The 25,691-nt window shown below is 45.5% G+C and carries 22 protein-coding genes; 5 read left to right on the top strand and 17 right to left on the bottom strand.

Annotated features, from left to right (window positions below):
- Window positions 1-151: 151 nt before the first annotated feature.
- Window positions 152-1,093, top strand: coding sequence for an AraC family transcriptional regulator (locus tag ASD24_RS23875; RefSeq protein WP_082560530.1), 942 nt, complete (start codon window positions 152-154; stop codon window positions 1,091-1,093).
- 270 nt (window positions 1,094-1,363) lie between these two features.
- Here ASD24_RS23875 and mgrA read toward each other — a convergent pair whose 3' ends face one another.
- From mgrA to ASD24_RS23845, 6 genes are all read right to left on the bottom strand, one after another.
- The gene (gene mgrA, locus ASD24_RS23870) at window positions 1,364-2,371 is read right to left on the bottom strand and encodes an L-glyceraldehyde 3-phosphate reductase (RefSeq protein WP_056701297.1); all 1,008 of its coding nucleotides are present in this window, start codon (window positions 2,369-2,371) and stop codon (window positions 1,364-1,366) included.
- A 79-nt stretch (window positions 2,372-2,450) separates the two neighbouring features.
- A complete protein-coding gene (locus tag ASD24_RS23865) occupies window positions 2,451-3,191 on the bottom strand; it encodes an NAD-dependent protein deacylase (RefSeq protein WP_056701295.1) in 741 nt (246 codons plus the stop codon).
- A 40-nt stretch (window positions 3,192-3,231) separates the two neighbouring features.
- On the bottom strand, window positions 3,232-4,011 hold the full coding sequence (locus ASD24_RS23860) for an HAD family hydrolase (RefSeq protein ID WP_056701293.1): 780 nt from the start codon (window positions 4,009-4,011) through the stop codon (window positions 3,232-3,234).
- 27 nt (window positions 4,012-4,038) lie between these two features.
- Window positions 4,039-4,815, bottom strand: a complete 777-nt coding sequence (locus tag ASD24_RS23855; protein ID WP_056701291.1) for an alpha/beta fold hydrolase — start codon at window positions 4,813-4,815, stop codon at window positions 4,039-4,041.
- Between the two features lie 85 nt (window positions 4,816-4,900).
- The gene (locus tag ASD24_RS23850) at window positions 4,901-5,566 is read right to left on the bottom strand and encodes a bifunctional 2-keto-4-hydroxyglutarate aldolase/2-keto-3-deoxy-6-phosphogluconate aldolase (RefSeq protein ID WP_056701289.1); all 666 of its coding nucleotides are present in this window, start codon (window positions 5,564-5,566) and stop codon (window positions 4,901-4,903) included.
- Window positions 5,567-5,650: 84 nt separating this feature from the next.
- Window positions 5,651-6,616 (bottom strand): sugar kinase, encoded by a 966-nt coding sequence (locus ASD24_RS23845; protein WP_056701288.1) that lies wholly within the window; start codon window positions 6,614-6,616, stop codon window positions 5,651-5,653.
- 219 nt (window positions 6,617-6,835) lie between these two features.
- Between ASD24_RS23845 and ASD24_RS23840 the strand changes: the two genes are divergently transcribed.
- The 3 genes from ASD24_RS23840 (at window position 6,836) to ilvD (ending at window position 10,229) form a co-directional block, all read left to right on the top strand.
- Entirely contained in the window at window positions 6,836-7,876 is a 1,041-nt protein-coding gene (locus ASD24_RS23840) for an acyltransferase family protein (RefSeq protein WP_156395534.1), read from the top strand.
- A gap of 100 nt (window positions 7,877-7,976) precedes the next feature.
- On the top strand, window positions 7,977-8,228 hold the full coding sequence (locus tag ASD24_RS23835; RefSeq protein WP_056701286.1) for a KGG domain-containing protein: 252 nt from the start codon (window positions 7,977-7,979) through the stop codon (window positions 8,226-8,228).
- Window positions 8,229-8,543: 315 nt separating this feature from the next.
- On the top strand, window positions 8,544-10,229 hold the full coding sequence (ilvD, locus tag ASD24_RS23830) for a dihydroxy-acid dehydratase (protein WP_056701284.1): 1,686 nt from the start codon (window positions 8,544-8,546) through the stop codon (window positions 10,227-10,229).
- A 155-nt stretch (window positions 10,230-10,384) separates the two neighbouring features.
- Here the strand turns inward: ilvD and ASD24_RS23825 are convergent, their stop codons facing one another.
- Window positions 10,385-11,737, bottom strand: a complete 1,353-nt coding sequence (locus ASD24_RS23825) for a polysaccharide deacetylase family protein (protein WP_235540794.1) — start codon at window positions 11,735-11,737, stop codon at window positions 10,385-10,387.
- Window positions 11,738-11,999: 262 nt separating this feature from the next.
- Here ASD24_RS23825 and ASD24_RS23820 point away from each other — a divergent pair, with 262 nt between their 5' ends.
- Window positions 12,000-13,220 carry an AI-2E family transporter gene (locus ASD24_RS23820; RefSeq protein ID WP_056701281.1) on the top strand — a complete coding sequence of 407 codons (1,221 nt, stop codon included), beginning with the start codon at window positions 12,000-12,002 and terminating at the stop codon, window positions 13,218-13,220.
- Here the strand turns inward: ASD24_RS23820 and ASD24_RS23815 are convergent.
- From ASD24_RS23815 to alaS, 10 genes are all read right to left on the bottom strand, one after another.
- Window positions 13,184-15,004 (bottom strand): peptidoglycan D,D-transpeptidase FtsI family protein, encoded by a 1,821-nt coding sequence (locus ASD24_RS23815; protein WP_235540792.1) that lies wholly within the window; start codon window positions 15,002-15,004, stop codon window positions 13,184-13,186. The two genes, ASD24_RS23820 and ASD24_RS23815, sit on opposite strands and share 37 nt — an antisense overlap.
- A gap of 122 nt (window positions 15,005-15,126) precedes the next feature.
- Window positions 15,127-17,388, bottom strand: coding sequence for a methyl-accepting chemotaxis protein (locus ASD24_RS23810; RefSeq protein WP_056701279.1), 2,262 nt, complete (start codon window positions 17,386-17,388; stop codon window positions 15,127-15,129).
- 239 nt (window positions 17,389-17,627) lie between these two features.
- Window positions 17,628-18,956 (bottom strand): peptidase U32 family protein, encoded by a 1,329-nt coding sequence (locus ASD24_RS23805; RefSeq protein WP_056701277.1) that lies wholly within the window; start codon window positions 18,954-18,956, stop codon window positions 17,628-17,630.
- Between the two features lie 17 nt (window positions 18,957-18,973).
- Window positions 18,974-19,903 carry a peptidase U32 family protein gene (locus tag ASD24_RS23800; RefSeq protein WP_056701275.1) on the bottom strand — a complete coding sequence of 310 codons (930 nt, stop codon included), beginning with the start codon at window positions 19,901-19,903 and terminating at the stop codon, window positions 18,974-18,976.
- Between the two features lie 15 nt (window positions 19,904-19,918).
- A complete protein-coding gene (gene mltG / locus ASD24_RS23795) occupies window positions 19,919-20,941 on the bottom strand; it encodes an endolytic transglycosylase MltG (RefSeq protein ID WP_056701713.1) in 1,023 nt (340 codons plus the stop codon).
- 93 nt (window positions 20,942-21,034) lie between these two features.
- Window positions 21,035-21,349, bottom strand: a complete 315-nt coding sequence (locus tag ASD24_RS23790; protein ID WP_056701273.1) for a DUF1292 domain-containing protein — start codon at window positions 21,347-21,349, stop codon at window positions 21,035-21,037.
- Window positions 21,350-21,649, bottom strand: a complete 300-nt coding sequence (locus ASD24_RS23785; RefSeq protein ID WP_024633075.1) for a DUF1292 domain-containing protein — start codon at window positions 21,647-21,649, stop codon at window positions 21,350-21,352.
- Window positions 21,650-21,661: 12 nt separating this feature from the next.
- Complete coding sequence (gene ruvX, locus ASD24_RS23780) at window positions 21,662-22,078, bottom strand: Holliday junction resolvase RuvX (RefSeq protein WP_186380887.1); 417 nt, start codon at window positions 22,076-22,078, stop codon at window positions 21,662-21,664.
- A gap of 127 nt (window positions 22,079-22,205) precedes the next feature.
- On the bottom strand, window positions 22,206-22,466 hold the full coding sequence (locus tag ASD24_RS23775) for an IreB family regulatory phosphoprotein (protein ID WP_056701269.1): 261 nt from the start codon (window positions 22,464-22,466) through the stop codon (window positions 22,206-22,208).
- A gap of 232 nt (window positions 22,467-22,698) precedes the next feature.
- Window positions 22,699-25,329 (bottom strand): alanine--tRNA ligase, encoded by a 2,631-nt coding sequence (gene alaS, locus ASD24_RS23770; protein WP_056701267.1) that lies wholly within the window; start codon window positions 25,327-25,329, stop codon window positions 22,699-22,701.
- Window positions 25,330-25,691: the final 362 nt, after the last annotated feature.

Below are 25,691 nucleotides of genomic sequence, written 5' to 3'. Positions count from 1 at the left end.
AATGTTGTAGGTTTTCTTAATGTTATTATATAAGAAAGCGATACCTCTTGAAATGAAACCATGTGTGTTTCATATGGATAAATGTGACCTTAACACGTATAATGGAGCAAATAACACATTCTTAATGTAGATAGAAAGAAGGCTTGTACTCATGACTGAGTCCCGATCGGAGCAGACCCCAAACCCACCAAACACGAAGCTTCAAGAGACGTCGGGCAAAAGTGGTGCTCTTAGTTATTCGGTGGCCTCCAATCCCGTATATTATGAAAGAGGCGCACTACATGTCCTGTTTGCAGGAGCAAGTCAGACATTATCTGGACACGCCCTTGGGCCGAAATTGTACGATTATTACCTATTACATTATGTAGAGAAGGGTTCTGGTACATTCCGTACAGAACTGCATTCATACGAGTTAGCCGCCGGAGACTGCTTCCTTATTCATCCTGGTCAATTAGTTAGCTACCAATCTCATGCCCGGAATCCTTGGCAATATCGTTGGATCGCCTATACGGGAAGCCAAGCAAGTCAGCATACGGAAGCTGCCGGATTTCGCCCGGAGAAATCCGTGTTTCATGCTGGGACAGCATGCGGTATTGCCGACTGGCTGTCTGTCATGCAGGAGGCTTTTGCCCAGCGCAAAGAAAGCTCTCATTTTACCTCTCTGGGCACACTGTATATGATTCTCGCTGAAGCGCAAAATCACCTTGCTGAGGATCAAACTTTAATTCCAGGTGAATCTTCAATTCGCAGAACCGTTAAACAGATGATCCAATACATGTCGACACAATATGCCTATCCTGTCTCCATTGAACAGATGTCAGCCAGTCTAGGTTATAATCGCGCCTATCTATCGCGTATATTCAAACAAGAAACCGGCCTAACTCCGGTAACGTATCTGCTCAAGCTACGCATTGATAAATCGCGGCAGTTACTCCGCGAACGACCAGACCTATCGATTGAACAGATCTCTGACTCTGTAGGGATTGCGGATGCGCTATACTTCTCCAAACAGTTCAAACGATTTCACGGTGAAGCCCCTAGTCTATACAGGGAGAACATACTCTCGAGAAGTAACGTAGCCAAGAAAACATAAGAAAATGCCTAACGTCGTACTTTCACAGAAGAAAGACCGAGTTTAGTTGTGGGTTTTCTTGCGATAATTGAATTGTTCAGCTCCGCTGAAAACTTATAAATTCTATGATCTAAAAAAAGGTGCATCCACGCCGATATGGCTAAGATGCACCTTTTTCACTTCATTTATTTCAATCAGAGCTTCGGTCGCCATGATCCTATCAAGTAAAAGGTTCAAAAGCTTACTTTTTGGAACAACCGCTATTAGGAATGCATGGAAAGAGCGAGCTTATTACTTATCTCCATGTTCAGGACGAAGGATGGATTCAATTCGATCCAATTCCTCGGTAGAGAAATCCAGTTGGCTTAGCGCTGCTACATTCTCCTCAATCTGAGCAGGACGGCTTGCACCGATCAATGCAGATGTCACTTTGCCACTCCGTAGTACCCAGGCGAGTGCGAACTGTGCCAGACTTTGACCACGCGCAGCCGCAATCTGATTGAGCGCGCGGACTTTGCGCAGCGTCTCTGGTGAGATGTTATTTTCATTCAGAAATACAGACGGCCCTTTGGCACGAGAATCCTCAGGAATACCATTCAAGTACTTGTTCGTGAGCAACCCTTGAGCAAGCGGACAAAAAGCAATGCTACCCGCACCATATTCCTCCAGGACATCCTGTAACCCGTCTTCAATCCAACGATCCAACATCGAATATTTAGGTTGATGAATCAAAAGCGGTGTCCCTAGTCCCTTCAGAATTTCTGCAGCTTGCTTGGTCTGTTCTGCAGGGTAATTCGATATCCCTACATAGAGGGCTTTACCCGAACGCACGATATGGTCAAGAGCCATCATCGTTTCTTCCAGTGGTGTTTCAGGATCATAGCGATGGGAATAGAAAATATCCACATAATCGAGTCCCATCCGTTTCAGACTCTGATTCAGACTAGATACGAGATTTTTGCGGGAGCCCCATTCGCCATAAGGTCCAGGCCACATATAATACCCAGCCTTGGTGGAGATGATAAGCTCGTCTCGATAGGGCTTCAGATCCTGTGCCAGCACCTGTCCAAACAATTGCTCTGCTGATCCAGCCGGAGGTCCATAATTGTTGGCGAGGTCAAAGTGTGTAATGCCAAGATCAAACGAACGTGTAATCATGTTACGTCCATTCTCCGCATTATTGATACCACCGAAATTATGCCAAAGTCCAAGTGAAATAGCCGGAAGTTTCAAGCCGGAACGTCCAACTCGATTATATTTCATTACCTCGTAGCGTGTATCGCTGGCCACGTAGACCATATTGAATCCCTTCTTTCCCCAGATTCCGCTTCTATTCATCCGGCGCCATACCGGAGCGTGCGGTTATTTAATTTGCCTTCTAACCCAGAAGCTGGTCCACAGTATTCATTACCTCACCGATGGGCTCTGTAATCAGTAAATCAGCCTGACGATCATACGCGGTAGGTGTAGCGTTAAGCAGTACGGTATGCTTGCCTTGAAAGTACGTAATAAGTTGGGCTGCAGGCTGTACGGTAAGTGATGTCCCGCCTACCAGTAACAAGTCCGCTGTAGAGATCGCATCCACGGAGAGATACAACGTATTCTGGTCCAACTCCTCTTCGTACAGCACTACCTCTGGCTTGACTACCCCGCCGCAGGAGATACAGCGAGGAACGATATCTTGAGAACGAATGATATCATCCAGTGAATAGAATCGTTTACAATCCATACACGCATTACGATGAACAGATCCATGCAATTCAAGCACGTTCTTGCTACCAGCCTTCTGGTGTAAACCGTCGATATTTTGCGTGATAACAGCTTGTAGGCGCCCTTCATTCTCCAAGCGTGCAAGCAATCGATGGCAGCCATTCGGCTCGGCTTGTGGATGGAGCATCTTCCCCCGATAAAAATCATAGAAGATATCCGCGTGCTGATCAAAAAAATGACGGCTCAGCAGTTCCTCCGGTGGATAAGGTGAATGCTGCTCCGTTTGATAAAGGCCTGCGGCAGAACGAAAGTCGGGAATTCCGCTTTCGGTTGAAGTCCCTGCCCCGCCGAAAAAGACAATTTTCTTACTTTCCTGAATCCAAGAGACCAATTGTTCTGTTGCGTTCATCCTCTCTCTCCTCCTTCTATTGAAATGAACCGCTGAACCTTCAAATTTCGTTAGGAAACAAGCCTAGCTCCTCATAAGCTCGGATTATGACATCGGCATCATGTAAATGGTCAGCAGCTTGATCTTGTGGACAGAACCCAATAACGCAGGATGCCCCTGCACTACGTCCCATCTGCATATCCCCGTTACTGTCACCAATAACAATCGCTCGATCAGGACGAATATGTAATTCATTACAAGCCAGCATAACCGATTCTTGATCTGGTTTGCCTAATGTAACCCGATCAGAGCCGACGATGGATGTAAAATAGGATCGAATCCCCATCCAATCCAGATGTGTTTCTGCTGCTGCGGTGCTGTCGGAGGTTACAACCGCCATCGGAATGGATGCATCTCTGCATTGCTGCAAAAATGGTATGAGACCTGTCATAGGCTCTGCAAGCTTATTTTGACGCACCTCTCGCATAGCTACACTTGAGAACTTGCGAATCATCGTGATTGATTCGTTCCACGGGATGCCCGCCGCATACAACTGTCCAGCCAATAATCCATTGCTTTCATCTACTGTAGCAATCACGAATGGTCCCTGTGGATCGTATCCGATGATCTTGCCTGCACCGTCATGCTTCGTGCCTAACACGTCACCACGATCAACTGTAAACGTAGCCCCCCGTTCGGTAAGTGCCTCTTCCATTTGCCGTAGCATGGTCTCTGCCCAAGGCCCCCATAGATGCAGGAACTCTAGTAAAGTTCCATCTTTGTCAAAGAGAATACCCTCACAGGGGTACGCTACATCGTGAACGTGAAGCTTGAAGGTCATATGATTTCCTCCCTTAGCAACATCGATTTATTGAATGCCTTTCAGCCAATCCAAAACGGTTTTTACCGTCTGTGTTAACTGCTCTTCTTCACTGATTCCAGGTTCTCCATCACCGCTCTGGTGACCATAATCACCGAATTGGGAGTGATTTCCTCCTTCGATGGTATAATACACGGTATCTTCAGGTAAGTAAGCACGCCCACTTTGATATTTCGTCGAATTTACAACTTCATCATTCGTTCCCAGAATGGATAACGCTGGAATATCTAATGATTTCACACTACCTTTTTCATCTGGATATGATGCTAAGAAGAATATGCCTTGAAGCGCATCAGGATGGGCAGCTGCATAACGAGCAGCCATTGAACCACCTAGAGAATGTCCACCCATGACGAATGTTTCGTCAGGATATGCATTTCGAATCTCATCAGCTAGATCTTGCTTAAGCACCGCCAAATTGACAGGCATTTTGGCGATAATGGTATGATGGCCTGCTTCCGCTAACTTATGGGCGAACGGTGCATAACTTTCCGGTTTAACCAATCCACCCGGATAAAAGATAACACTCACACCTTCAGGCTTTTCAGGAGCAAAATCAATCCAGTTCTCTTGTTCACTTACCGTGACCTGATCCGCAGTTTCCATAGCCGTTTGAGCTATTTCCTGTGGTCCATAAGGGGTTAACACTTTATAACCAACATATCCTAAACCAATGACAATGAGCGCCAGAAGAACGAGCAGGAATTTCCATATGCCCCTTTTCTTGCGCCCTGTGTTGTACCGATTCCTATTTCTCAACTTCATTCACCTTTCTTCGCTTCCGCAGGTGCCGCGGCTCGCAAGAATGAGAGCCTCATACGTCCCGGCTCCCATTCTCCGCATATTCATCCTATTCGGCTTTGGCCTTACGATAAGCGTCCATATATTGTTCCGCTTTGCGACGGACATGACTCAAGTCCCCCGTTTTTACTGCTTCGGTCGTCAAGTCGGAACCAATTCCTACCGCTACCGCGCCACCCTTGATCCAATCACCCAAATTAGACAAAGAAACCCCACCTGTTGGCATAAAATTCGCCTGCGGCATTGGACCTTTCATTGTTTTAATAATTGAAGGATCATACAGATTACCTGGGAATAATTTCACAATGTCCACGCCAAGTTCCAAAGCACGTTGAACATCTGCAATCGTCATCACACCTGGCAAAATAGGGATACGATACAAGTTGCAGATCTGAACGGTATCTGGATTCAGAGATGGCCCAACGACGAATTCAGCACCTGACATAATAGCTGCACGCGCTGTTTGGGGTTCTAGAACGGTGCCCGCACCAATAATGGCAAACTTCTCAGGATCTTGTGTATTCCAATGATAGACACGACTTAATTTCTCAATCGCTTTGAGGGCACTGGGAACTGTCATGGTGATCTCTATGACTTTGATCCCACCAGTAATGGCTTGTTCCGCCATAGCAATAACTTGATCGGCAGAATCCGCACGCAGGACGGCAACGACACCGTTGTCCGTTATTTTTTGCAGTAGCTGAAGCTTCTTCATTTCATTCTCTCCCTTGTCAATGTGATCGTCATTGCAATCCTTACATTTAGAACGAAGATGAGACATTCATGATATCAGCAGCGACTAGCGCTCAACATGAGCTACGTTGTTCAGCTTAGCCTCTACCTGCTCCCACGTCGGGAGTGCTTCCCAGTCCCCCACAGCCTGTATCACCATAGAACCTGTCAGGTTTCCTAGTCGAGTAGCTTCTTGAGGGGAATAACCTTTGATAATGCCTGACAAAAATCCTGCACAGAAACCATCACCCGCTCCGACCGTATCCAGCACATGATCCGCTTTGAAGTACGGAACTTCCGTTAGGGTACCATTCACTAATACATAGGTCAAATCAGGACCGCCTTTCACAATGCAGACTGCGTCCAGAGCGGATAAACGATCAAGCACCTTTTGATCATCTTCTTCGTTGTATAACAGTTTCATCTCATCCAGACCAGGCAAGAAATAATCCGCCTGTTCAGCCAGCCGAAGGATAACAGGACGTGCTTCTTCAATCGACCAGAGCTTTAAGCGCAGATTCGGGTCAAAACTTACTTTCACACCAGCCTGCTTGGCGATATGTATAGCAGCTTCAACGGTAGCAAGACCTGTTGGACTGATCGCTGCTGTAATGCCAGTGATATGCAAAATTTGTGCACCTGCGATATAGTCCTGATCAAGATGCTGAGGTGTCATCGCGCTGGCAGCAGATAGTTTCCTATAATAATGAACCGATGCTTTCCCGGAAGCGTTCTCACGAATCATAAGACCAGTAGGTTCCGTATCACTTAGGGTCACTCTAGATACATCTACACCTTCACCCCGAATCGCCTTCAAGATCATACTACCCAATGCATCTCTACCAAGTCGTCCAAACCAGCCGCTTGTATGGCCAAGACGTGCGACACCAATCGCCAGATTGCTCTCTGCCCCACCAAATGATTTATCTAATGAAGCTGCGTATTCCAATCCACGAGTATCCTTCGCGGTCAAAAGCCCCATACTCTCACCAAACGTGATAATATCAGGGCTTTGGCTCGTTTTCGTTGACATATTTCATCCCTCCTTATATTTACAGTTTCTCATCTTCTTGTACCATTGTCATCCCGTATGCAAGCGTTGTCAATCCCAAAGCGTTCATTTTGTTGTCACAGCTTGGTGAAAGGATAACGCTTTCTATTGTGAAAAATATCACAATAAATTAATCACTTTCATATTACCCTTATTGCAGAAGTACTTTTTGCATACAAAGGGGTAACAGGAGGCTACATCATGAACATTCGGACAACACATCGTGATGATCCAGATTCATTTTTTTACAATTTAAGATTCATGCTCATCGTATGTGTTCTTGTAGGGAACGCGCTTGAACCAATTATTACACGTTTTGCTGGAGCAGAGACATTGTTCCTGTGGATATATACGTTTCATATGCCACTGTTCGTGTGGGTAACCGGGTATTTTGCTAGACACACTCTTCAAGGAGAATCCGGTAAACGTGTGCTTCAGCACATCGCCATCCAGTATGTACTATTTCAATCCTTATACGCATTGATGGATTTCACGGTGTTCCATACGCCACATATGCGCTTATCTTTTTTTGCACCTTACTTGTTATTATGGTTCCTAGCCAGTCATTTCTGCTGGAGGCTCTTACTTCGTGTCACATTATCTTGGAAACCGATCTACCGGTTGATTGGTTCCATTATTCTTGGAATCATCGCTGGATATCTACCTGTAGACGGTTTCTGGCTCAGCTTCTGTCGTACGTTTGTTTTCCTTCCGTTCTTTATCATTGGTTATGACTACGGAACAGCCATTCGCTCCCATCTAAAATCAAACTGGAGTCGTTATGTAGCTGCACTATTCTCCGTGGGTGTACTCATTTTGATTGGCGTAGGCGGAATTCCGCTCTCACCTGGCTGGCTGCTGGGAAGCATGACTTATGCTGAACTGGGTCATTCCGAGTGGTATGCGGGCATCTACCGCCTAGGCATGTACGCTGTACAGTTTGGGTCAGCTGCATTATTTCTAGCTTGGGTTCCTACACTCACTTCTAAAATAACAGAAATGGGACGACGCACCCTGTATGTGTTCCTGTTGCACGGATTTCTCGTTCGTCTGGTGATCTGGTCTGGCGTATACAATTATATGGAAAGCAGCTTATATATTCCGGTCATCATTGTGATCGCAGTCCTGTTTGCTGTTATGCTTGCACATCCGGCGGTTCGCCATACATTCAGACCGCTTATTGAACCCAATCTTTCGCGTTTCACCTTCCATCGTCAGGAGGTTTCCAAACGCTCTGCATGATTATAATGTGTCCGAATCATTTTGTTTCAGCCTGCAAAGACCGTGGTAAATAGGCATACGCGCTACAAAAAACAACTTATGATCTAAGGAGTGATTTGTAATGGCACGTCCACAAACGTCTGAACACAAAATGACTCGCGAAGAAGCGGGACGACTGGGTGGTAAAGCCACCTCCAAAAAGTATGATCGTAGCTTCTACCAAACCATTGGTAAAAAAGGCGGTGAAGCGACCTCGGATGCCCATAACACAGACTTCTATAAAGAGATAGGGCGCAAGGGCGGGAACGCCACTTCCGAGACACATGATAAGGAATTTTATCGGGAAATTGGACGCAAAGGCGGAAGCAACTAACTTATCTTGAACATTTCGATCCGATATATATGAATAGCTGTGTTCAAACTTAGAAGTCGAACTCCATGGATTTGGAAGCCGGCTTCTTTCTATTGATTGTAGAAATATGACGACGATTGTGATAGACTCTATAAAAAAACCGGGTTGTTCACGGGTTTAAAGCAGCAAAGAATTTCACAAACTACGGGAAGCTCGAACCGGCAATTGTCGGTCTATTTTTTTAGAGTACGGATGAAATTTAACGACAGAGCCACTGCCATTTTATTTCCATTCATGTTGCTCGAATACACTATATAATTTGGGGGGAAATACACCATGTCAGCCAATAAGATGCGTTCCGATATGATCAAAAAAGGTTTTGACCGTGCACCGCACCGCAGTTTGTTGCGTGCCGCAGGCGTTAAAGAAGAAGATTTTGGCAAGCCGTTTATTGCCGTATGTAACTCTTACATTGATATCGTTCCTGGTCATGTACATCTGCAGGAGTTTGGTAAAATTGTAAAAGATGCAATCCGTGAAGCTGGCGGCGTTCCATTTGAGTTCAACACAATCGGTGTTGACGATGGGATTGCAATGGGACACATTGGTATGCGTTACTCCCTTCCAAGCCGTGATATTATTGCCGATTCCGTTGAGACGGTAGTATCCGCTCACTGGTTCGACGGTATGGTATGTATCCCGAACTGTGACAAAATCACACCAGGTATGATGATGGGTGCACTTCGTTGTAATATCCCTACCGTGTTCGTAAGTGGTGGACCGATGAAAGCCGGTCGTGATAGCAACGGTAAAGCTCTCTCCCTGACTTCCGTATTTGAAGGTGTAGGTGCTTACCAAGCGGGTAAAATTGATGACAAGAGCTTGCTTGAGCTTGAACAGTTTGGCTGTCCAACTTGTGGCTCATGCTCCGGTATGTTCACGGCTAACTCCATGAACTGTCTAGCAGAAGCAATGGGACTGGCTATGCCAGGTAACGGAACTATTCTGGCTGTTGCTCCTGAGCGTCGTGAGTTTGTTAAACAATCTGCTAAACAATTGATGGAACTCATCAAACTTGACCTGAAACCACGCGATATCGTTACTGTCGAAGCAATCGATAACGCGTTCGCTCTGGATATGGCTATGGGTGGTTCTACCAATACGGTACTGCATACGTTGGCATTGGCTCATGAAGCAGGCATTGAATATCCAATCGAGCGCATCAATGAAGTAGCTAACCGCGTACCGCATCTGGCTAAGCTTGCTCCAGCTTCTGATCTGCACATCGAAGATGTTCACAATGCAGGCGGCGTAAGTGCAGTTCTGAACGAATTGCTGAAGAAACCAGGCGCGATCCACGCTGATTGCATTACCGTGACAGGTAAAACGATCCGTGAGAACGTTGAAGGTCACGAAATTCAGGATACCAACTGTATCCACACAATAGATAATCCGCACTCTGAAAAAGGTGGACTGGCTGTATTGTTCGGTAACCTTGCACCTCAAGGAGCTATTATCAAAGTTGGTGCAGTAGATGCTTCGGTTGGCGGATATCACAAAGGTCCCGCAATCTGCTTCGACTCTCAAGATGAAGCTCTGGCAGGCATTGCGAATGGCAAAGTTAAAGAAGGTCATGTTGTAGTTATCCGTTATGAAGGACCAAAAGGCGGACCAGGTATGCCTGAGATGCTTGCTCCAACTTCTCAAATCGTTGGTATGGGTCTCGGTGCCAAAGTCGGCCTGATCACTGATGGACGCTTCTCTGGCGCATCCCGCGGAATCAGTATCGGACATATCTCTCCAGAAGCGGCTGAAGGTGGTCCAATCGCCTTTGTTGAAGAAGGAGATATCATTGAGCTTGACCTGAACAACCGTATTATCGAGTTGCACATCAGTGACGAGGAGTTCGAGCGTCGTCGTGCAGGTTGGAAAGGCTTTGAACCAAAAGTGAAAACCGGATTACTGGCTCGTTACTCCAAACTTGTAACAAACGCAAGTAACGGCGGCGTGTTGAAAATCTAATTAAAATGGTTCCATAACATTTATCAGAAACAATAACAAAAGGGTGGCTTCTTACCAACACGGTAAGGAACCACCCTTTTTTCTTAACATTAGGAAGAAAAAAAAGAAATCATGACTTTTGTATCTCTACTTATCTACTTATACATGCGTTCTTATCACATTGGAGGAACGTTTCTCAATTCAGCTCCTGACAACAAATCCTGTTGTGGCTCCTTCACAGTAGTATGAACCTGCTCAACCGACGCTGCAGCGAAGCTTCTCGTTCCATAGTGCTGCAATAGATGTTCCAGTGACATGGCGATGACTTTAGGTACAAGCTGTTCCGAACGCTGTTTCAGACGCTTGGTGCCTGCAGGATGAATCACACTGAGCAGTAATTTCAGATAGATCTTAGAAGCCGCACTAAACGGCCCAGGGGGTAAATCCCGAACCGTAAAGCCAAACTTCTCTGGCCCACGATTAATCATGCTGACACCATACAATGCTTTAGCTGAGCTAAGCTTCGGATCGGAAGCGATCTGCCGAGCCAAATCAGGTAACTGCTGTTCGATTGCACGAATCATACGAATCGCTAAGTGCATACTGGAACGTGAGGTCATGCCTAATTCGAATAATTTTTTATTATCAAAATGAAGTTCAATCACTTGATCCCCATTCTGCATCACATGTCCATCGGTCATCTCAACCATTGCACCATGGTACACACGTGGGCGGTAATGTAATAACGGATCTCCCGGAGAAGCTGTTCTCAGATGATACATCCAGTGAAACACGTTCTCCCAGAGCAACCATAACGCGACAATACCTCTCTTCCAGAAGGATAACTGAACCTGAGATTGATTGTTCTCTTGGGATTCACTCATTATAGCGCCTCCTCCCATTATAGTATCCACCCTCACACTATGCAGCCCTCGTCTGTCGGCCTCTTGGAGAACAACCTTCAGAGCCTCAAGCATATGTTCAGGCGCTTGTGCGTCAGCTCCCAACGTTGTACCGCGATCATGCAATAACATGACCTCGCCACCCCTCAGCTCTTTCAGCATTCGTTCGGTTAGCTTCTGCACCCCTACTCGGCTTTTCCAGTCTTCAAACATGGATGACCATAATATAATTTTCCGATCTTTTTTGCTAAAAAAATCAAACAAATTCATGATGCCCCATGGCGGGCGGTAATAACAGGATTTCACCCCGGTCACTTCATGAATAATCTGTCCCGTCTGCTGAATCTGCTTCCGAACGGTTTGAGGTCTCATTAACCAGTTCGTCTTGTGAATATAATTATGAATTCCGATCAGATGCCCTTCCTCATGCATTCGCTGGATTAAATCCCGATGATGGGCTGCATGCTCTCCAACAACAAAGAACGTCGCTTTGGCATCGTATTGCTTAAGCAGCTGCAGCAGCCTTGGTGTATACACTGGATCTGGCCCATCGTCGAATGTCAGGGCAAATTCGGTCTCGCTTTTTCCTCGCCTGAATACCCGAAAACCAAAAAGCCTACTAATCAAACTTGGAATAAAGGCGTAAAATGATGAAATATACAATGCCCATATCAATAGGCTATGAAGTAGACTCGTCATGCTTCAATTCCCCGTCTCTCTCGCTGAATTATGGCTACCAATCTATGTGCTATGGAAAAGAAACCACCTATAATTTTATCACAATTCAGACTTATCTTGAATCCTATTTTCCAAAAAAGAGTATGATCGTGTACAATGAATGCATTCCTATTTTTACCTTTCACCTCATACATACGAAGGAGTAGAGCCTATGTTACCGTTATACAAAAAATATGGACGCACCGTCTTCGACATTGCGTTACTCGTGTTGACCGTTTATTTCATCATGTACGGATTCAGCCGTTTGTATCAAATTGCTGCGCCCGTGTTCCTTTCTTTTATCGTTTATTGGATGATCGAACCACTGGCTCGTTTCTTACATCGAAGAGGATTAGCGAAAACGTTAGGGGCGGCTATATCGGTTTTGTTATTTCTCGGGGTCATTGTCGCTCTGTTTTTTGGATTGGGGCTTATCATTATCTCTCAGATCTCCAACCTACAGGATAATTTTCCATCCTATATTGAAATGGTTCAACAGCAATTCACCAACTTGGTTCATTTCGCACAGGACAAATCGGATGCCTTGCCTGTAAGCATCATGGACAAAGTAAATGAATATTTTGCTACACTGACTGGATTCATCTCGACATGGGTAACGAGTGGTGCTCAGTATCTTATTGGATTCCTAAGCTCCTTTTCTTCATTTATTACCAACTTCGGGATCGCCATTATTCTCGCCTTTTTCCTTAGTATTGAGATTGAATCCTGGCGTAAATTCGCCCGTGCCAAAACACCAAAAACATTAAAGCTGGCGATTGAATTCATGCGCAATCATGTGTTCAAAACCATTCGTTCCTATCTAAAAGCACAGATGATCATGATGTTAATCACCTTTGTATTGATCTATGCTGGATTATTGATCTTAGGAACAAGTAATGCCTTTACGATTGCGGCAATCTGTGCAGTCTTTGACCTTGTTCCGCTGCTCGGTGTTCCGGTTGTATTCATCCCTTGGATCGTCTATCTGTTTATTGTTGGAAACAGTACATTAGCCATCGGCCTAGTTGTCCTGCTCGCAGTAACGATGCTGACACGCCAGTTGCTTGAGCCCAAAATATCAGGTAATTCCATCGGTGTCTCTTCGGCTTACTTGATGCTCTCATTTATGCTTATCTCGCTCTCGATCTTCGGACTTGCAGGCGTGGTATTGTCTCCCGTGTTATTAATCTTGCTGAAAGAATTGCTGCAACAGGGATATCTACAACAATGGATTCACTTGCCAAAAGATGAGTTTGATTCCTCTCCACTCGTCATGGATACACCAGTTGCTGCCGGAGCAGCAAGTCATCATTCAGAAGAACCTGAACGTCATGGCACCCCTTCTGCACAGGCGTCTCAACCTGCGGACGATGGCGATCCCTCTGCCAAGTAATCCATAATGCTGCGAAACAATGCCGTGGCTTGGTGAGAGCTTCCCGGAGCGACATGTTGAACTAACACAGCAACTGCATATTTGGGATTCTCCACTGGCCCATAACCTATAAACCATTGATGATTCAGCTTACGCCCTTGCTGCTCGACTTGAGCCGTTCCAGACTTCCCTGCAACATGCCACTTGGCTTGCTGCAGGGTTTTTCCCGTTCCATCCGTAACCACTCCTCTCATCCACTTTAACAACTGATGAGCAGTAGCTGGTGAGATCTGACCCACAGGAGATGGCGAATCATGTAAGGGCATCTCTAGCATCGTATCACCATCTGCATAACGAATGCGTTGAACTAACCTAGGTGCACTCACTTTGCCATCATGCAAGAGAGTAACCAGCAGATTGGCTGCTTGAAGAGGTGTGACCAGCGTATCACGCTGTCCAATTGAAGTCTGCACTTTAGCTCCTTCATCTTGTGAGGAAACTACTGTGGTGCGAACTCGACCCGCCTGTTCATGATCAAAGTGTCGCAGGATGGGCATTCCCCCCATATGCTTGCCCTCCCAACCAATGGTACGTGAAAGCCCTAGAGCATTGGCCGTACGTTCCAGTTGTTCCATGCTTAATCGGCGAGCCGTCTCGGCAAAGACGATATTACAAGATTGAGCAAAACCTTCTTCTAGATGTAACGTTCCATGCCCATGTTCTTTCCAGCAAGATAGTCCGTATTTTCCCCATTCCCCGTTACAATGAAAGGTTTCCCGCGGAGATACAGCATGTGATTCAAGTGCCGCAGCGGCTGTGACGATTTTGAAAATAGATCCCGGAACGGCTCCTTGGATCGCACGATTGGCCCAAGAGGATTCCGTCGGCTCCACATGTTGTGGTGTATACATGGGCATAGAAATCATCGCTCGCACATCAGCCGTAGCCGCATCCAGCACAACGACAGCTCCTTCACGGATACCCGACTGCTTCGCAATGGTCTCCAAACCCTGCTGGAGATCTATATCTACCGTCGTCTCTACTTGTAAAGGGTAATGACTATTGGTTGGAGCAATAACTCGTGGCTGCATTTCAGGAATGATCTCACCAGAACCTGTAACCATACGTGTGAGCAACGTAGGTCCCAGTCCCATCATCAATGGCTCAAGCGTCCTCTCTAGCCCCGCTGCACCCGACTTCATCGCAAATGGTTGCTTTACTTCATTTTTATGGGCTGTTGAAGCTACGAGGCGATTAGGTTGCTCAGCTACATACCCAAGCCATTGCATCCCTGTATATTTCTGATCATATCGGCTCATCATCGGATAAACATATGCCCTCACGTCCTCCAATTGACGAATCTGGGCTACTTGCGAATCACTTAATACAACAGGCTGTTGATTGCCTGCTGTCCATAACCGAGGTGTATGGTCTTGTTCCCATTCCTGCTGTAACTTCACGACATCAGTATGTAAAATAGCAGCTAGCTGGTTCAACTGTGAATCTGCACGATGGATCGTTGCTGAACTGATCGCATGTTGATGCGGAAATAGAACAAGCACCCATTCCATTTTTCCCGTTAATGACTTCCCTCTATAATCTGTAAATTGCCCTCGACCCGAATCAAGCATCACACCCCGTTCTCGCTGTAGTACAGACATCTCCCGCAATGAACGAGTGGTACCCGGAATTACCTGATTCACTTGAATAATCTGAATCCAAGCTAGACGGAACAGAAGAATGGCAAAAACACCCGTCAAAAGCAAACAGGCTACAAAGATTCTACGTTTTAAGTCTACATTCATCGTGCTCACCCTTTAGCGTTTTAGCATAGTATGCTGCAAAGGACATGTATGTATCCAATAAATAACAGCAAAAGACCTGTTCCATCATATCATCGGAACAGGTCTTCTCTTAGATTATGTGATTACACGGTGAAACGTGACAAGGTGTCTTTCAATTCGGTGGATACATTCTGCAGCTTATCAGACAGGTTAACCAGCTGATTACTAATATTTTGCTGTTCGCTACTAAGTGAAGCAACCTCTTGTGATGTAGCTGATGATTCTTCCGCCACAGCGCTAACGTTACTCATCGCTTCAGATAGCGTAACCTGTGATTGGTTCAAGTCTCCAATTGAACTTGTTGCCATATCCAGTCGTTCTACGAACGCACCCATTTGTTGCTGAACTGAAGCAAAAATGACGTTGGTGTCCTTCACGGAATCCATTTGTTCTTTGAACAATGGGTATGCATCCGATAAGGCTGTAACGGTTTCATTCATTTCGGCCATGATGTTGTCTGTAATTTCTCCTACCATGTCAATCGACTTCCTAGATTGCTCAGCCAATTGCCGCACCTCATTAGCAACGACCATAAATCCGCGTCCCGCCGTACCCGCTCGTGCTGCTTCAATCGTAGCATTAAGGGACAGAATGTTCGTTTGCTTCGTAATATTTTGCATTACATCGAGCACCTTCAGAACAGAGGACGTGCTCTCTTTAAGGGAATCCACTTTGTTCACCAGTGCACCAATCATTTCTTCGGTCTTCTGGGTTTTGGTCATCAATTGATTCAAATGCTGAATACCCGTTTCACTGGACTTCTCAACATGACGTGCGGATTGCCCCATTTCCTCATTGGCAGCGACCACACTCTCCATCTGACGAGAGATGTTATCTGTGAGATCATTCCCACGCTCAGCTTCGTTTGCAAGACTGCTCGCACCTCCTGCAATCTCTTCTGTAGCTACAGCGATCTCAGAAGCGGAAACAGCCGTTTTCTTGGAAGCATTGCTGAGCTCCGACGCTGTATCCAGCACTTCTTGTGCAGAACGATTCGTTTGTTCAACCAGCTTGGTAATCTGCTCCATCATCTCATTGAAGGCAGCCGACAATTGACCAATCTCATCCTTAGATGTATACGGCGTGCGAACTTTGAGATCCCCTTTGGCTCCTTGTTGCATCAGGTCTTTCAATTTACCGAGCGGACGGGCAAACATACGAACCATCCAAATACCGATTAAGACTGCAATTGCAGCATCGAGCAGTGCCATCCACAATGTGAGCGTAAGAATACCTTTGGCATCCTTAACCAATACGGACGTTGGCAACATGCCGATTAATTTCCAGTTGGAGGATTCCATCGTGCTATACACAGCTAACATCTCTGTGTTCTTACCATCCACCGTGTATTCCGTATTAAGACTTCCTGTCGTTTCGGTAAGATCTTTGAAAAATGCCAGTTCGGTATCTTTTCCTGTCCGATCCGGAATGGTAGAAGCAACTACTTTATTGTCTGGAGCAATCAACTGTAGAACTGAACCTGCCCCCAAATCAAGCGATTTCAATTGTTCTTCCAATACTTCTAATTTAAGTTCAATAATTAAGACATACGATTGGTTGGAGCCTTGTAAATTCTTCATGGAGCGAGCAATGCGGAAGGTTGGCATAGATCCATCTTCTTCATTCTCTGTAGGCAACCAGCGATATCCACCGGATTGGGTGAGCTCAGCATACCAAGGCTCAGTACGAATGCTTCCCATGGAGGAACTACTATTCCCTGTACCCATAGTTGATTTCGTTTCATCCGTAGGAACCAAATAAATCGCTTCCATGGATTTGTTTGTAAAAGCAATGTTAGACAATTGCTTGTTGATGGAACTAGAATTCACAAATAGGTCATACGCAGACAAGTTCTTGTCAGACATTTTCTGCAATAACGATTGCATCTCTGGATCGAAGAAAATCTGTGTGGATGTATCCACAAAACGCTCTAAAATAATATCCAGCTTTTGTTTCGTTTGTTCAATCGTCTCTTGGTTAGAAAGAGAGGCATTTTGTTCAATCGTGTTCTTGGCTTTATTATAAGATAATAGCCCCAAGCTAACGACAAAAATCATAATTGCAGCAAAAAAGATAAAGAACAATTTGACGCCAACCGATTTAATTGGATTCGCTTTCTTAATTTGGGATAACGTTGAACCCCCTATATTCTTCCACTTCACATTCTTCAAATCTGGCTTGCTCCATTTTACTTTAAAGGGCTCTTTATTCGGAGCTCCATCCGCTTTGCTATGTACAGCTTTTCCCTTTTTCGTAATCTTTTCCTTTAACACGTTTAACACTTTATTTTCCTTCACCGGCTTTTCCTTCTTTTCCCCATTTTCTTTCTGCTTCTTTTGAACCATTCCCATTCACCTGCCAGTTTCTACTTGTTGGATTTTCCTTACTTTCCCCTATAAAGATGTATTATTCGACAGTTTTCCTATTTCCCCTTTACTAAAACGAAAATTTTTTACAACTTTTTTCCTAATTTTCTATACAAAAAAGACCCCCATTAACCGATATACGGAGGTCATTTTTATTGTTTTATAACATAATATTGTCATTCCATAATACTATTTTGTTATATTATAGGTCTGTAAGACTATTTCTTTTTTCTCATCATATCGAAGTAAGAAATAGGTTGATCTACTTTCATTTTGACACGTTGCAATGGGTGTCTTGCCGCATCCAGAACATTGCCTTCCTCATCCTGCAATTCTCCTACAACTTGTTTGAAGAATGTCCCTCCTGGGCCGAAAAACTCAATTTGATCGCCCGGCTTGAAGTGATTGCGTTGTTGAATTGTTGCCATACCCGTAGCAGCATCATAATCCATAACAAGCCCTGCGAAGTCATAAGGAACTGCTTTTTCTTCCGGCTCGTAGATGTGATCCTCATGGTCTGGTGTATCATAGAAGAAACCTGTGTTTAACGGACGGTTTGCAGCCTTATTCATCTCTTCAACCCATTCCGGTTTCAACACATAATTTTCTGGATCAGCCATATAAGAATCAATCGCTTGACGATACACGTTAACCACAGTAGCTACATAGTGGATGGATTTCATACGCCCTTCGATTTTGAAGCTATCCACACCTACGTCGATCAATTCAGGAATATGCCCGATCATGCACAGATCTTTGGAACCCATCGAGAACGCGTTATCCTGTTTCTCAAACAACGGAATCTGATTCTCACCAAGGTTAAACGGAGCAGGAGCTTGCATCTGCATCTCTTCTTCGCTGACCCATACCCCTTCTTCTCTTGCATCCTCAAATAGATCATACTTCCAGCGGCAGGATTGGCAGCAGCCTCCGCGATTGGAGTCCCGATCCGTAAAGTGGTTAGATAATACACAACGTCCGGAATATGAAGAACACATTGCACCATGAATGAAAGCTTCAATCTCGATATCGACATGTGCCTTGATCTCCTCGATCTCCTCAAAGCTTGTCTCACGACCTAGAACGACGCGTGGCAGTCCTTCATCTTTCCAGAACTTCACAGCTTGCCAGTTAAGGGTTGACTGTTGGGTACTCAAGTGAACCTCAAGTCCAGGAACCGCACGCAGCGCTACATCAATAATGGCTGGGTCTGCTACGATTACAGCCGAAATGCCGGCATTGTACAGATTCTGAAGATACGTTTCAATCCCCTCAATATCTTCATTGTGTGCATAGATGTTCGTTGCCACAAACACTTTCGCTCCGTATTTCTTGGCAAATTCAACACCTTCACGCATTTCCTCAAAGCTAAAATTGTCTGCATTCGAACGTAAGCCATAAGCCTGTCCACCAATATACACGGCATCTGCGCCGTAATGGATTGCAAACTTCAGTTTTTCCAGATTCCCAGCCGGAGCAAGCAACTCCGGTTTATCCAGACGGTTACGTTTGCCGGAGAACTTCCGCTGTACCGCCACTGTTTCCATTTTCTTCACCTCTTCTATTAATACACTTGTTCTTTGTAGAAAAATCCAAATGACAATTCCCGTTCAGGATCTTGCAATTCACGAACTTCATCCAGCCAATCTTCGGAGAAGGCATATGCATCAGCATCTGAGATATAATGATCAATTGCTTTTCGGTAGGCCTTAACTACAGCTACATTGTAGGCTAGCGGCTTCAAAATGCCTTCAATCTTCAAGCTATGCACGCCTGCCTCCATTAGCAAATGTAGATCCTCCAAAATGCAAATATCCTCTGAACTCATAATATGTGTCCCGTTCACATCTTCATAGATCGGGAATTTCTCATCCCGTCGCTCAGCTTCAATCAAGAACAAGCCACGCTCTTTGCCGAGATCTCCCTCCACAGGACGACCCTGATGTGCCATGTAACTCTGTACGAGGCTACGCTTGGAATGATAAATATTAGTCATCCCATGTACCTGTACCTGAGCTTCCACCTTCAAAAAAGGAACCATCTCTGTAAGCTCGTCCATGTTCAGCTCACGCGCCAACACAACACGACTAGCACCTTTTGTCCCCCAATAGTTGGCGGTGGCATAGTTGGTCGACGTCATCTCTGCATTCCAATGAAGCTGAATGTGCGGAGCGTATTCTCGAATAGCTCCAAGCACCGACGGATCATTGAACTCCACTCCGTGTACACCGATTTTGCCCAATGCTTGCACGTACTCAGGTAGTTCCTTCAGCAGATCATTAGACATCAAGTTCGTCATAGATACATAAACGCGTGCCTGATGTTGAGTTGCAAGTTCTACGACCTTTGCTGTCTCTTCTATAGTGAAGCTACCAGGAAGTCGCATACCGAATCGATCATCCCCAACTAACAGGGCATCCGCGCCTGCCTGTAACAGTACCTCTGCTTCATTTACATTCGCTGCTGTAACCAGCAGTTCATGTTTCTTACTCATATACATCCCCTCCGCTTATTGCGCAGCCTTACTTTTGGCTATATTTTGCTGATGTTCCTTATACGTTTTGGCAAACAAATGCCCGGACGAACCGTCTTTTTTGGTTACGTAAAATAGGTACTCTGAAGCTTCTGGTTGAAGCGCCGCCTGAATGGACGGCAGACTTGGACTTGCGATGGGTCCCGGAGGTAGCCCTTTGTTCAGATACATATTGTAGGGACTCTCTACCTTTAGGTCCTTGAAGAGTAATCTAGCCTTTGGCTTGTCCAACAAATACTGCACTGTAGCGTCAATCTCCAGCTTCATGTCCTGATGAATCCGGTTATAGATCACACCCGCGACTAGAGGACGTTCCGCATCAACGACAACTTCTCTCTCCACTAGCGAAGCGATAGTCAGCAATTCATGCAATGACAACTTCTTCTGTTGCAGCTCAGTCTCCAGATTCGGAATTGAATTCACTTTGGTCTGGAACTCCTCCAGCATGCGCTGCATAACATCATGGGTAGAGCTGTCCTTTTTGAGTTCATAGGTTTCTGGGAACAGATACCCTTCGAGCACATAACGCAGCTCTTCATCTACTGGAATATCTTTAATAATATCTACATCAAAGGCCGAAGGATCATTGGCAAGCTTGATAAATTCATCGCGATCCACAATGCCTTCTTCCGATAATTTATCTGCCATTTGCAGCACAGTATAACCTTCCGGAATCGTAAACTTCACCATTTCCTCGGGTACAACTTCACCATTATTCAGCTTGTTCACGATCTCCTCATATGATACACCTGGATTCATCGAATAGGTACCTGCCATAAAATTCGAACCTTGCTTCTTCCATTTCAAGTATCCTTTAAAAGCTAGACCACTTCGAATAAGACCTTCTTGCTGTAGTTGTTCTGCAATTTTCGATGTTCCTGTTCCACTTTTGATCTCAAAAACGATCGGCTCTGTTGAAGCTTCGAGTGGACGCATCATGTTCCAGGCATAAGCACCAGCCCCACCGACAGCTATAACAATGATAAGCAGAAGAATCATCCAGACTTTCCCTTTCAAAAAAGAAACAACTCCTTTACACAACCAAAAAGAGCGGACTTCTCCGCCCTTCCGGTTTCTTCAATTTGAAGCTGATTAATCTTCATCAATGGGAAGTGTACATTCATCGTATAATTCCGAAATGTCCTCCCATTCTTCATCATCGTCAATCGTTACTAACTCAGGCATGATCTGGTCTTCACTACCTGGTAATACTCTCAGAAGTTCAACTTCGTCATAAGGACGCAATGAGCTTCGAAGTACGGCGTATTGCTGACCATTCACTTCGAATTCAGCCAGCAAGTCGTAGGGATGTGATTTCCCGTTCTCTTCCTCGAGCTCAACTTGAGCACCAAAAGCCAAACGCAGTGAATCTGTCCATTTTAGGTCTTTGCGGCTGTATTCAGTCATTTAGTTCGCTTCCTCTTCATCTTCTGCTAAGAATGTATTAAACGTCTCCTCAACGATATCCCATTCGGCATCATCTTGGATGACGAAAAGTTTAATGTCGTCGCCCTCTTCTTCGTAACGGAATGCATATACATCCGTCTCTCCATCCTCGGGCTCAACCGGAGCAACCATCATGTACTTGGCCTCCGAACCATCTACTTCAAACTTCATGATGACTTCGAATTCTTCTTCATTGCCCTCGTCATCCGCAATGTAAATAATCTCCGATTCTTCTTCCATACCCAGTTGATCTTCAGCCATTGTTGATCCCCCTCACCTTTTACTGTTGGCATCTAAATAATTTTGCAAAATCAAGCTTGCGGCCATTTTGTCCACAACCTGCTTGCGTTTTTTCCGACTGACATCCGCTTCAATCAGCGTTCTTTCTGCTGCCATGGTTGTCAGCCGTTCATCCCAAAGGTGAACAGGTAAATTCAGTTCGCCCCGCAGGCGTTCGGCAAAATCGATACAGATTTCACCACGCGGCCCTACGGTGCCGTTCATGTTTTTGGGGAGCCCTACAACGATCTCGCTAACCTCGTGCTCGCGCACAAGCTCGGCAATTCGACCGAACTCACCTTCATCCCGGCGGCGTTCAAGCACTTCCAATCCCTGGGCAGTCCAACCGAAGGCGTCACTGACAGCAACTCCGATTCTTCGGTCCCCATAATCCAAACCTAATATTTTCATCATGCTCTCCCATCCTCAAGCCTGCTTAGGAGGATGAATCATCCTCTCTCTCAAGCTTCAGGCTGACTACTGTCGGTTCATTTCCCGCTGCCCTGCATGGGTTGCATCACAGCGGAAGCGGTGTACATTACCGGTGATTGGCCAGATAAGAACGTACAAGCTCTTCAATGAGCTCATCGCGCTCCTTTTTCCGAACCAGGCTGCGTGCATTGTTGTGACGAGGGATGTATGCGGGGTCGCCAGAGATCAGATACCCGACAATCTGGTTGATAGGATTATACTCCTTATCGACCAGTGCATCATATACCGTGAGAAGAATCTCTTGGGAGGATGCCTCCTGCTCGTCAGCTTTCACATTAAATTTAACCGTCTTATCCATGGAGTCCATTGATGACACCTCGCTCCTGCATGAACATGGGGACCATGTCCTGCCGAATTGATTTCTGCTTATATAATAACATATTCTGACTGTCACGAGTAAACAAAGGAGAAGCGAATTGTGTTTTTTGCTTGACTGTTACTGTTTACAGCAAGTTGTTTCTGTTCATTCGTAACTGAAAACAGTAATTTATATTCGCTTCATCCTCTGTAGATGTTCAATTCAATTGATTTCGTTAGAATTAAACAACATGCTCACTTACAAGTGATACAGCCACTTTCAGTGCTTCATCGAGCTTGGATGCGTCCTTACCTCCAGCTTGTGCCATATCTGGGCGTCCACCGCCGCCGCCGCCGCACACAGCTGCAACTTCTTTGACAATCTTACCTGCATGAAGACCTTGCTTCACTTGCTCTGCAGGTACAGCGACAACAAAGTTCACTTTCCCATCTGCAGGAGCACCCAGTACGAGGACTGCATTAGGCAGTTTCGCCTTCAGTTCATCCGCTACAGTTCGCAGTGCATCCATATTCGGAGCATCTACACGAGCCGCTAGCACCTGCGTGTTACCAGCTTGTACCACTTGGTCGGTCAGTTGACCTGCTTCCATAGCACTGAGCTTGCTTTGCAGGGATTCTGCTTCTCTCGCTGCTTCTTTCAATTGTTGATTCAAGCCTTCGATCCGTTTAGGCACATCAGCAACATTCGCTTTGAGCAAGGTAGCCGATTGTTTCAACAGTTCTAATTGACTCTCAACATAGAGATATGCACCACGACCCGTAACAGCTTCAATACGGCGCACACCGGAACCAATTCCGCTTTCGCTTACTAGTTTGAAAATTCCAATCTCCGATGTATTATTTACGTGGCAACCGCCGCAAAGTTCCAAACTGTATTCTCCTACTTGAACTACGCGCACGATATCCCCGTATTTTTCACCAAATAGCGCCATTGCGCCCATTTCTTTGGCCTCATCGATCGCCTTCAATTCAATATTCACGTTCAAGCGATTCCAGATCTGTTCGTTAACTTGACGCTCGATCTCCGTCAATTCTTCCGGTGTGATGCTGCCGAAGTGAGAGAAGTCGAAACGCAGACGTTGTGGTTCAACCAATGATCCTGCTTGATTAACGTGAGTTCCTAGTACATCCTTGAGCGCTTTGTGCAACAGGTGGGTTGCGGTATGGTTTTTGATAATATCCCCACGTTTGGACGCGTCCACCTCTGCTGTAATGACATCGCCTACACGCAGCTCACCAGCTTCTACCACGACCAAATGTACATGTTGTCCCATTGGAGCTTTGAACAAGCCTTGAACTTTAGCAGTCATATTAGCTCCGCGCAATAAACCTTGGTCACTGACTTGTCCGCCACTTTCCGCATAGAACGGTGTTTGGTCAAGGATGACTTGGCAAGACTGCCCTTCACCGACAGCATCCACAAGCGCTTCGTCAGCAACAATAGCTACCACTTTCGCTTCCTTCAACAGGTCAGTATAACCAACAAACTCGCTTTTAACCTCTAGATCAGCAAGAGGGCCACCTTGAGCCTTCATACTTTCGTTCTCTTGACGACCTGCACGTCCAAGATCACGTTGTCTCTGCATCGAAACATCGAATCCTTCACGGTCTACCGTGAGGCCATTCTCAGCTGCATAGTCTTCTGTGAGGTCAAACGGGAATCCATATGTGTCATACAATTTGAAAGCTTCTGGGCCACTAATCACTGTGCGTCCTTCCGCTTTAGCTGTTGCACTAATATCAGCTAGAATCGCCAATCCATCGCTAAGTGTTTCATGGAAACGCTCTTCTTCCGTTTTGATGACTTTAGCAATGAACTCTTGCTTCTCCACCACTTCTGGATAGTACACGCCCATAACCTCACCGACGGTGGTTGTCAGTTCATACAGGAACGGACGGTCTAGTCCAAGTACTTTACCGTAGCGCACTGCGCGGCGGAGCAAACGACGGATAACATATCCGCGGCCATCATTACCTGGCAGAATGCCATCACCTACAGCAAAAGAAACCGTACGGATGTGATCCGCAATCACTTTTAGCGCAACGTCAATTTCTACGCTATCATTATATTTAACACCAGCAAGTGCTGCTGTTCTCTGAATCATCGGTTGGAACAGATCGGTATCGAAGTTGGAATCCACATTTTGAAGAATGGAAGCAAACCGTTCGAGGCCTGCGCCTGTATCAATGTTTTTGTTCGGAAGCGGGGTATAGCTGCCATCTTTATTATGATTGAATTGAGAGAATACCAAGTTCCATACTTCGAGGTAACGCTCATTCTCTCCACCTGGATACATCTCTGGATCATTCATATCGTTGCCATAAGCTTCGCCGCGGTCGTAGAAAATCTCCGTACATGGTCCACAAGGACCTTCACCGATATCCCAGAAGTTTTCGTCCAGCTTAATAATTCGTTCTGCCGGTAGACCAATCTTTTCATTCCACAGTTTGAACGCTTCTTCGTCTTCTGGATATACCGTTACGGACAGACGCTCTGGGTCGAAACCAATCCACTCTTTGCTTGTTAGGAACTCCCATGCCCATTCGATTGTCTCTTCCTTGAAGTAATCTCCAATGGAGAAGTTACCTAACATTTCGAAAAATGTATGGTGACGGCGCGTTTTGCCGACATTTTCGATATCATTCGTACGAATACATTTTTGCGAGTTCGCAAGACGCGGATTCTCTGGCTTCTCACGACCGTCAAAATACGGTTTGAGCGGCGCCATACCTGCATTAATCCACAACAAAGATGGATCATTGTGAGGTACAAGGGATGCACTTGGTTCAATTTTATGACCTTTACTTGCAAAAAACTCTAACCATTTAGACCGGATTTCACTAGCTTTCATGTTGGTCTTCCTCCAATTTAATTATAATGTCCGGTGCTGTAACTCCCCCGGTTTGTTAATCTGATAATGCGATAAAAACAACACAAAAAACGCCCCTGATTATATCAGGGACGATGTTATCGCGGTACCACCCTGGTTATTGCCATTTATCCTGGATAAATTGACAATCGCCTCGTTGATGCGAATAACGGTCGCTTCCGGCAGGGTTGTCCTGCACTCCGAAATTAGCTTTCTGCCGCTTCAACTTCCTAGACTCTTCCAGCCATCGGACAGATTCAATTCTGCTCCGAAGGAGTCTATTCTCTGAGAAAGGAACCCCGGCATACTTTATTTCATCATCGATTTCATAGTCTAAACATACA

Origin of the sequence: Paenibacillus sp. Root52 (genome assembly GCF_001426865.1) — a bacterium.
GTDB lineage: Bacteria > Bacillota > Bacilli > Paenibacillales > Paenibacillaceae > Paenibacillus.
Note: the sequence above shows the minus strand (reverse complement) of the source record. Positions and strands in the feature narration are given on the sequence as shown.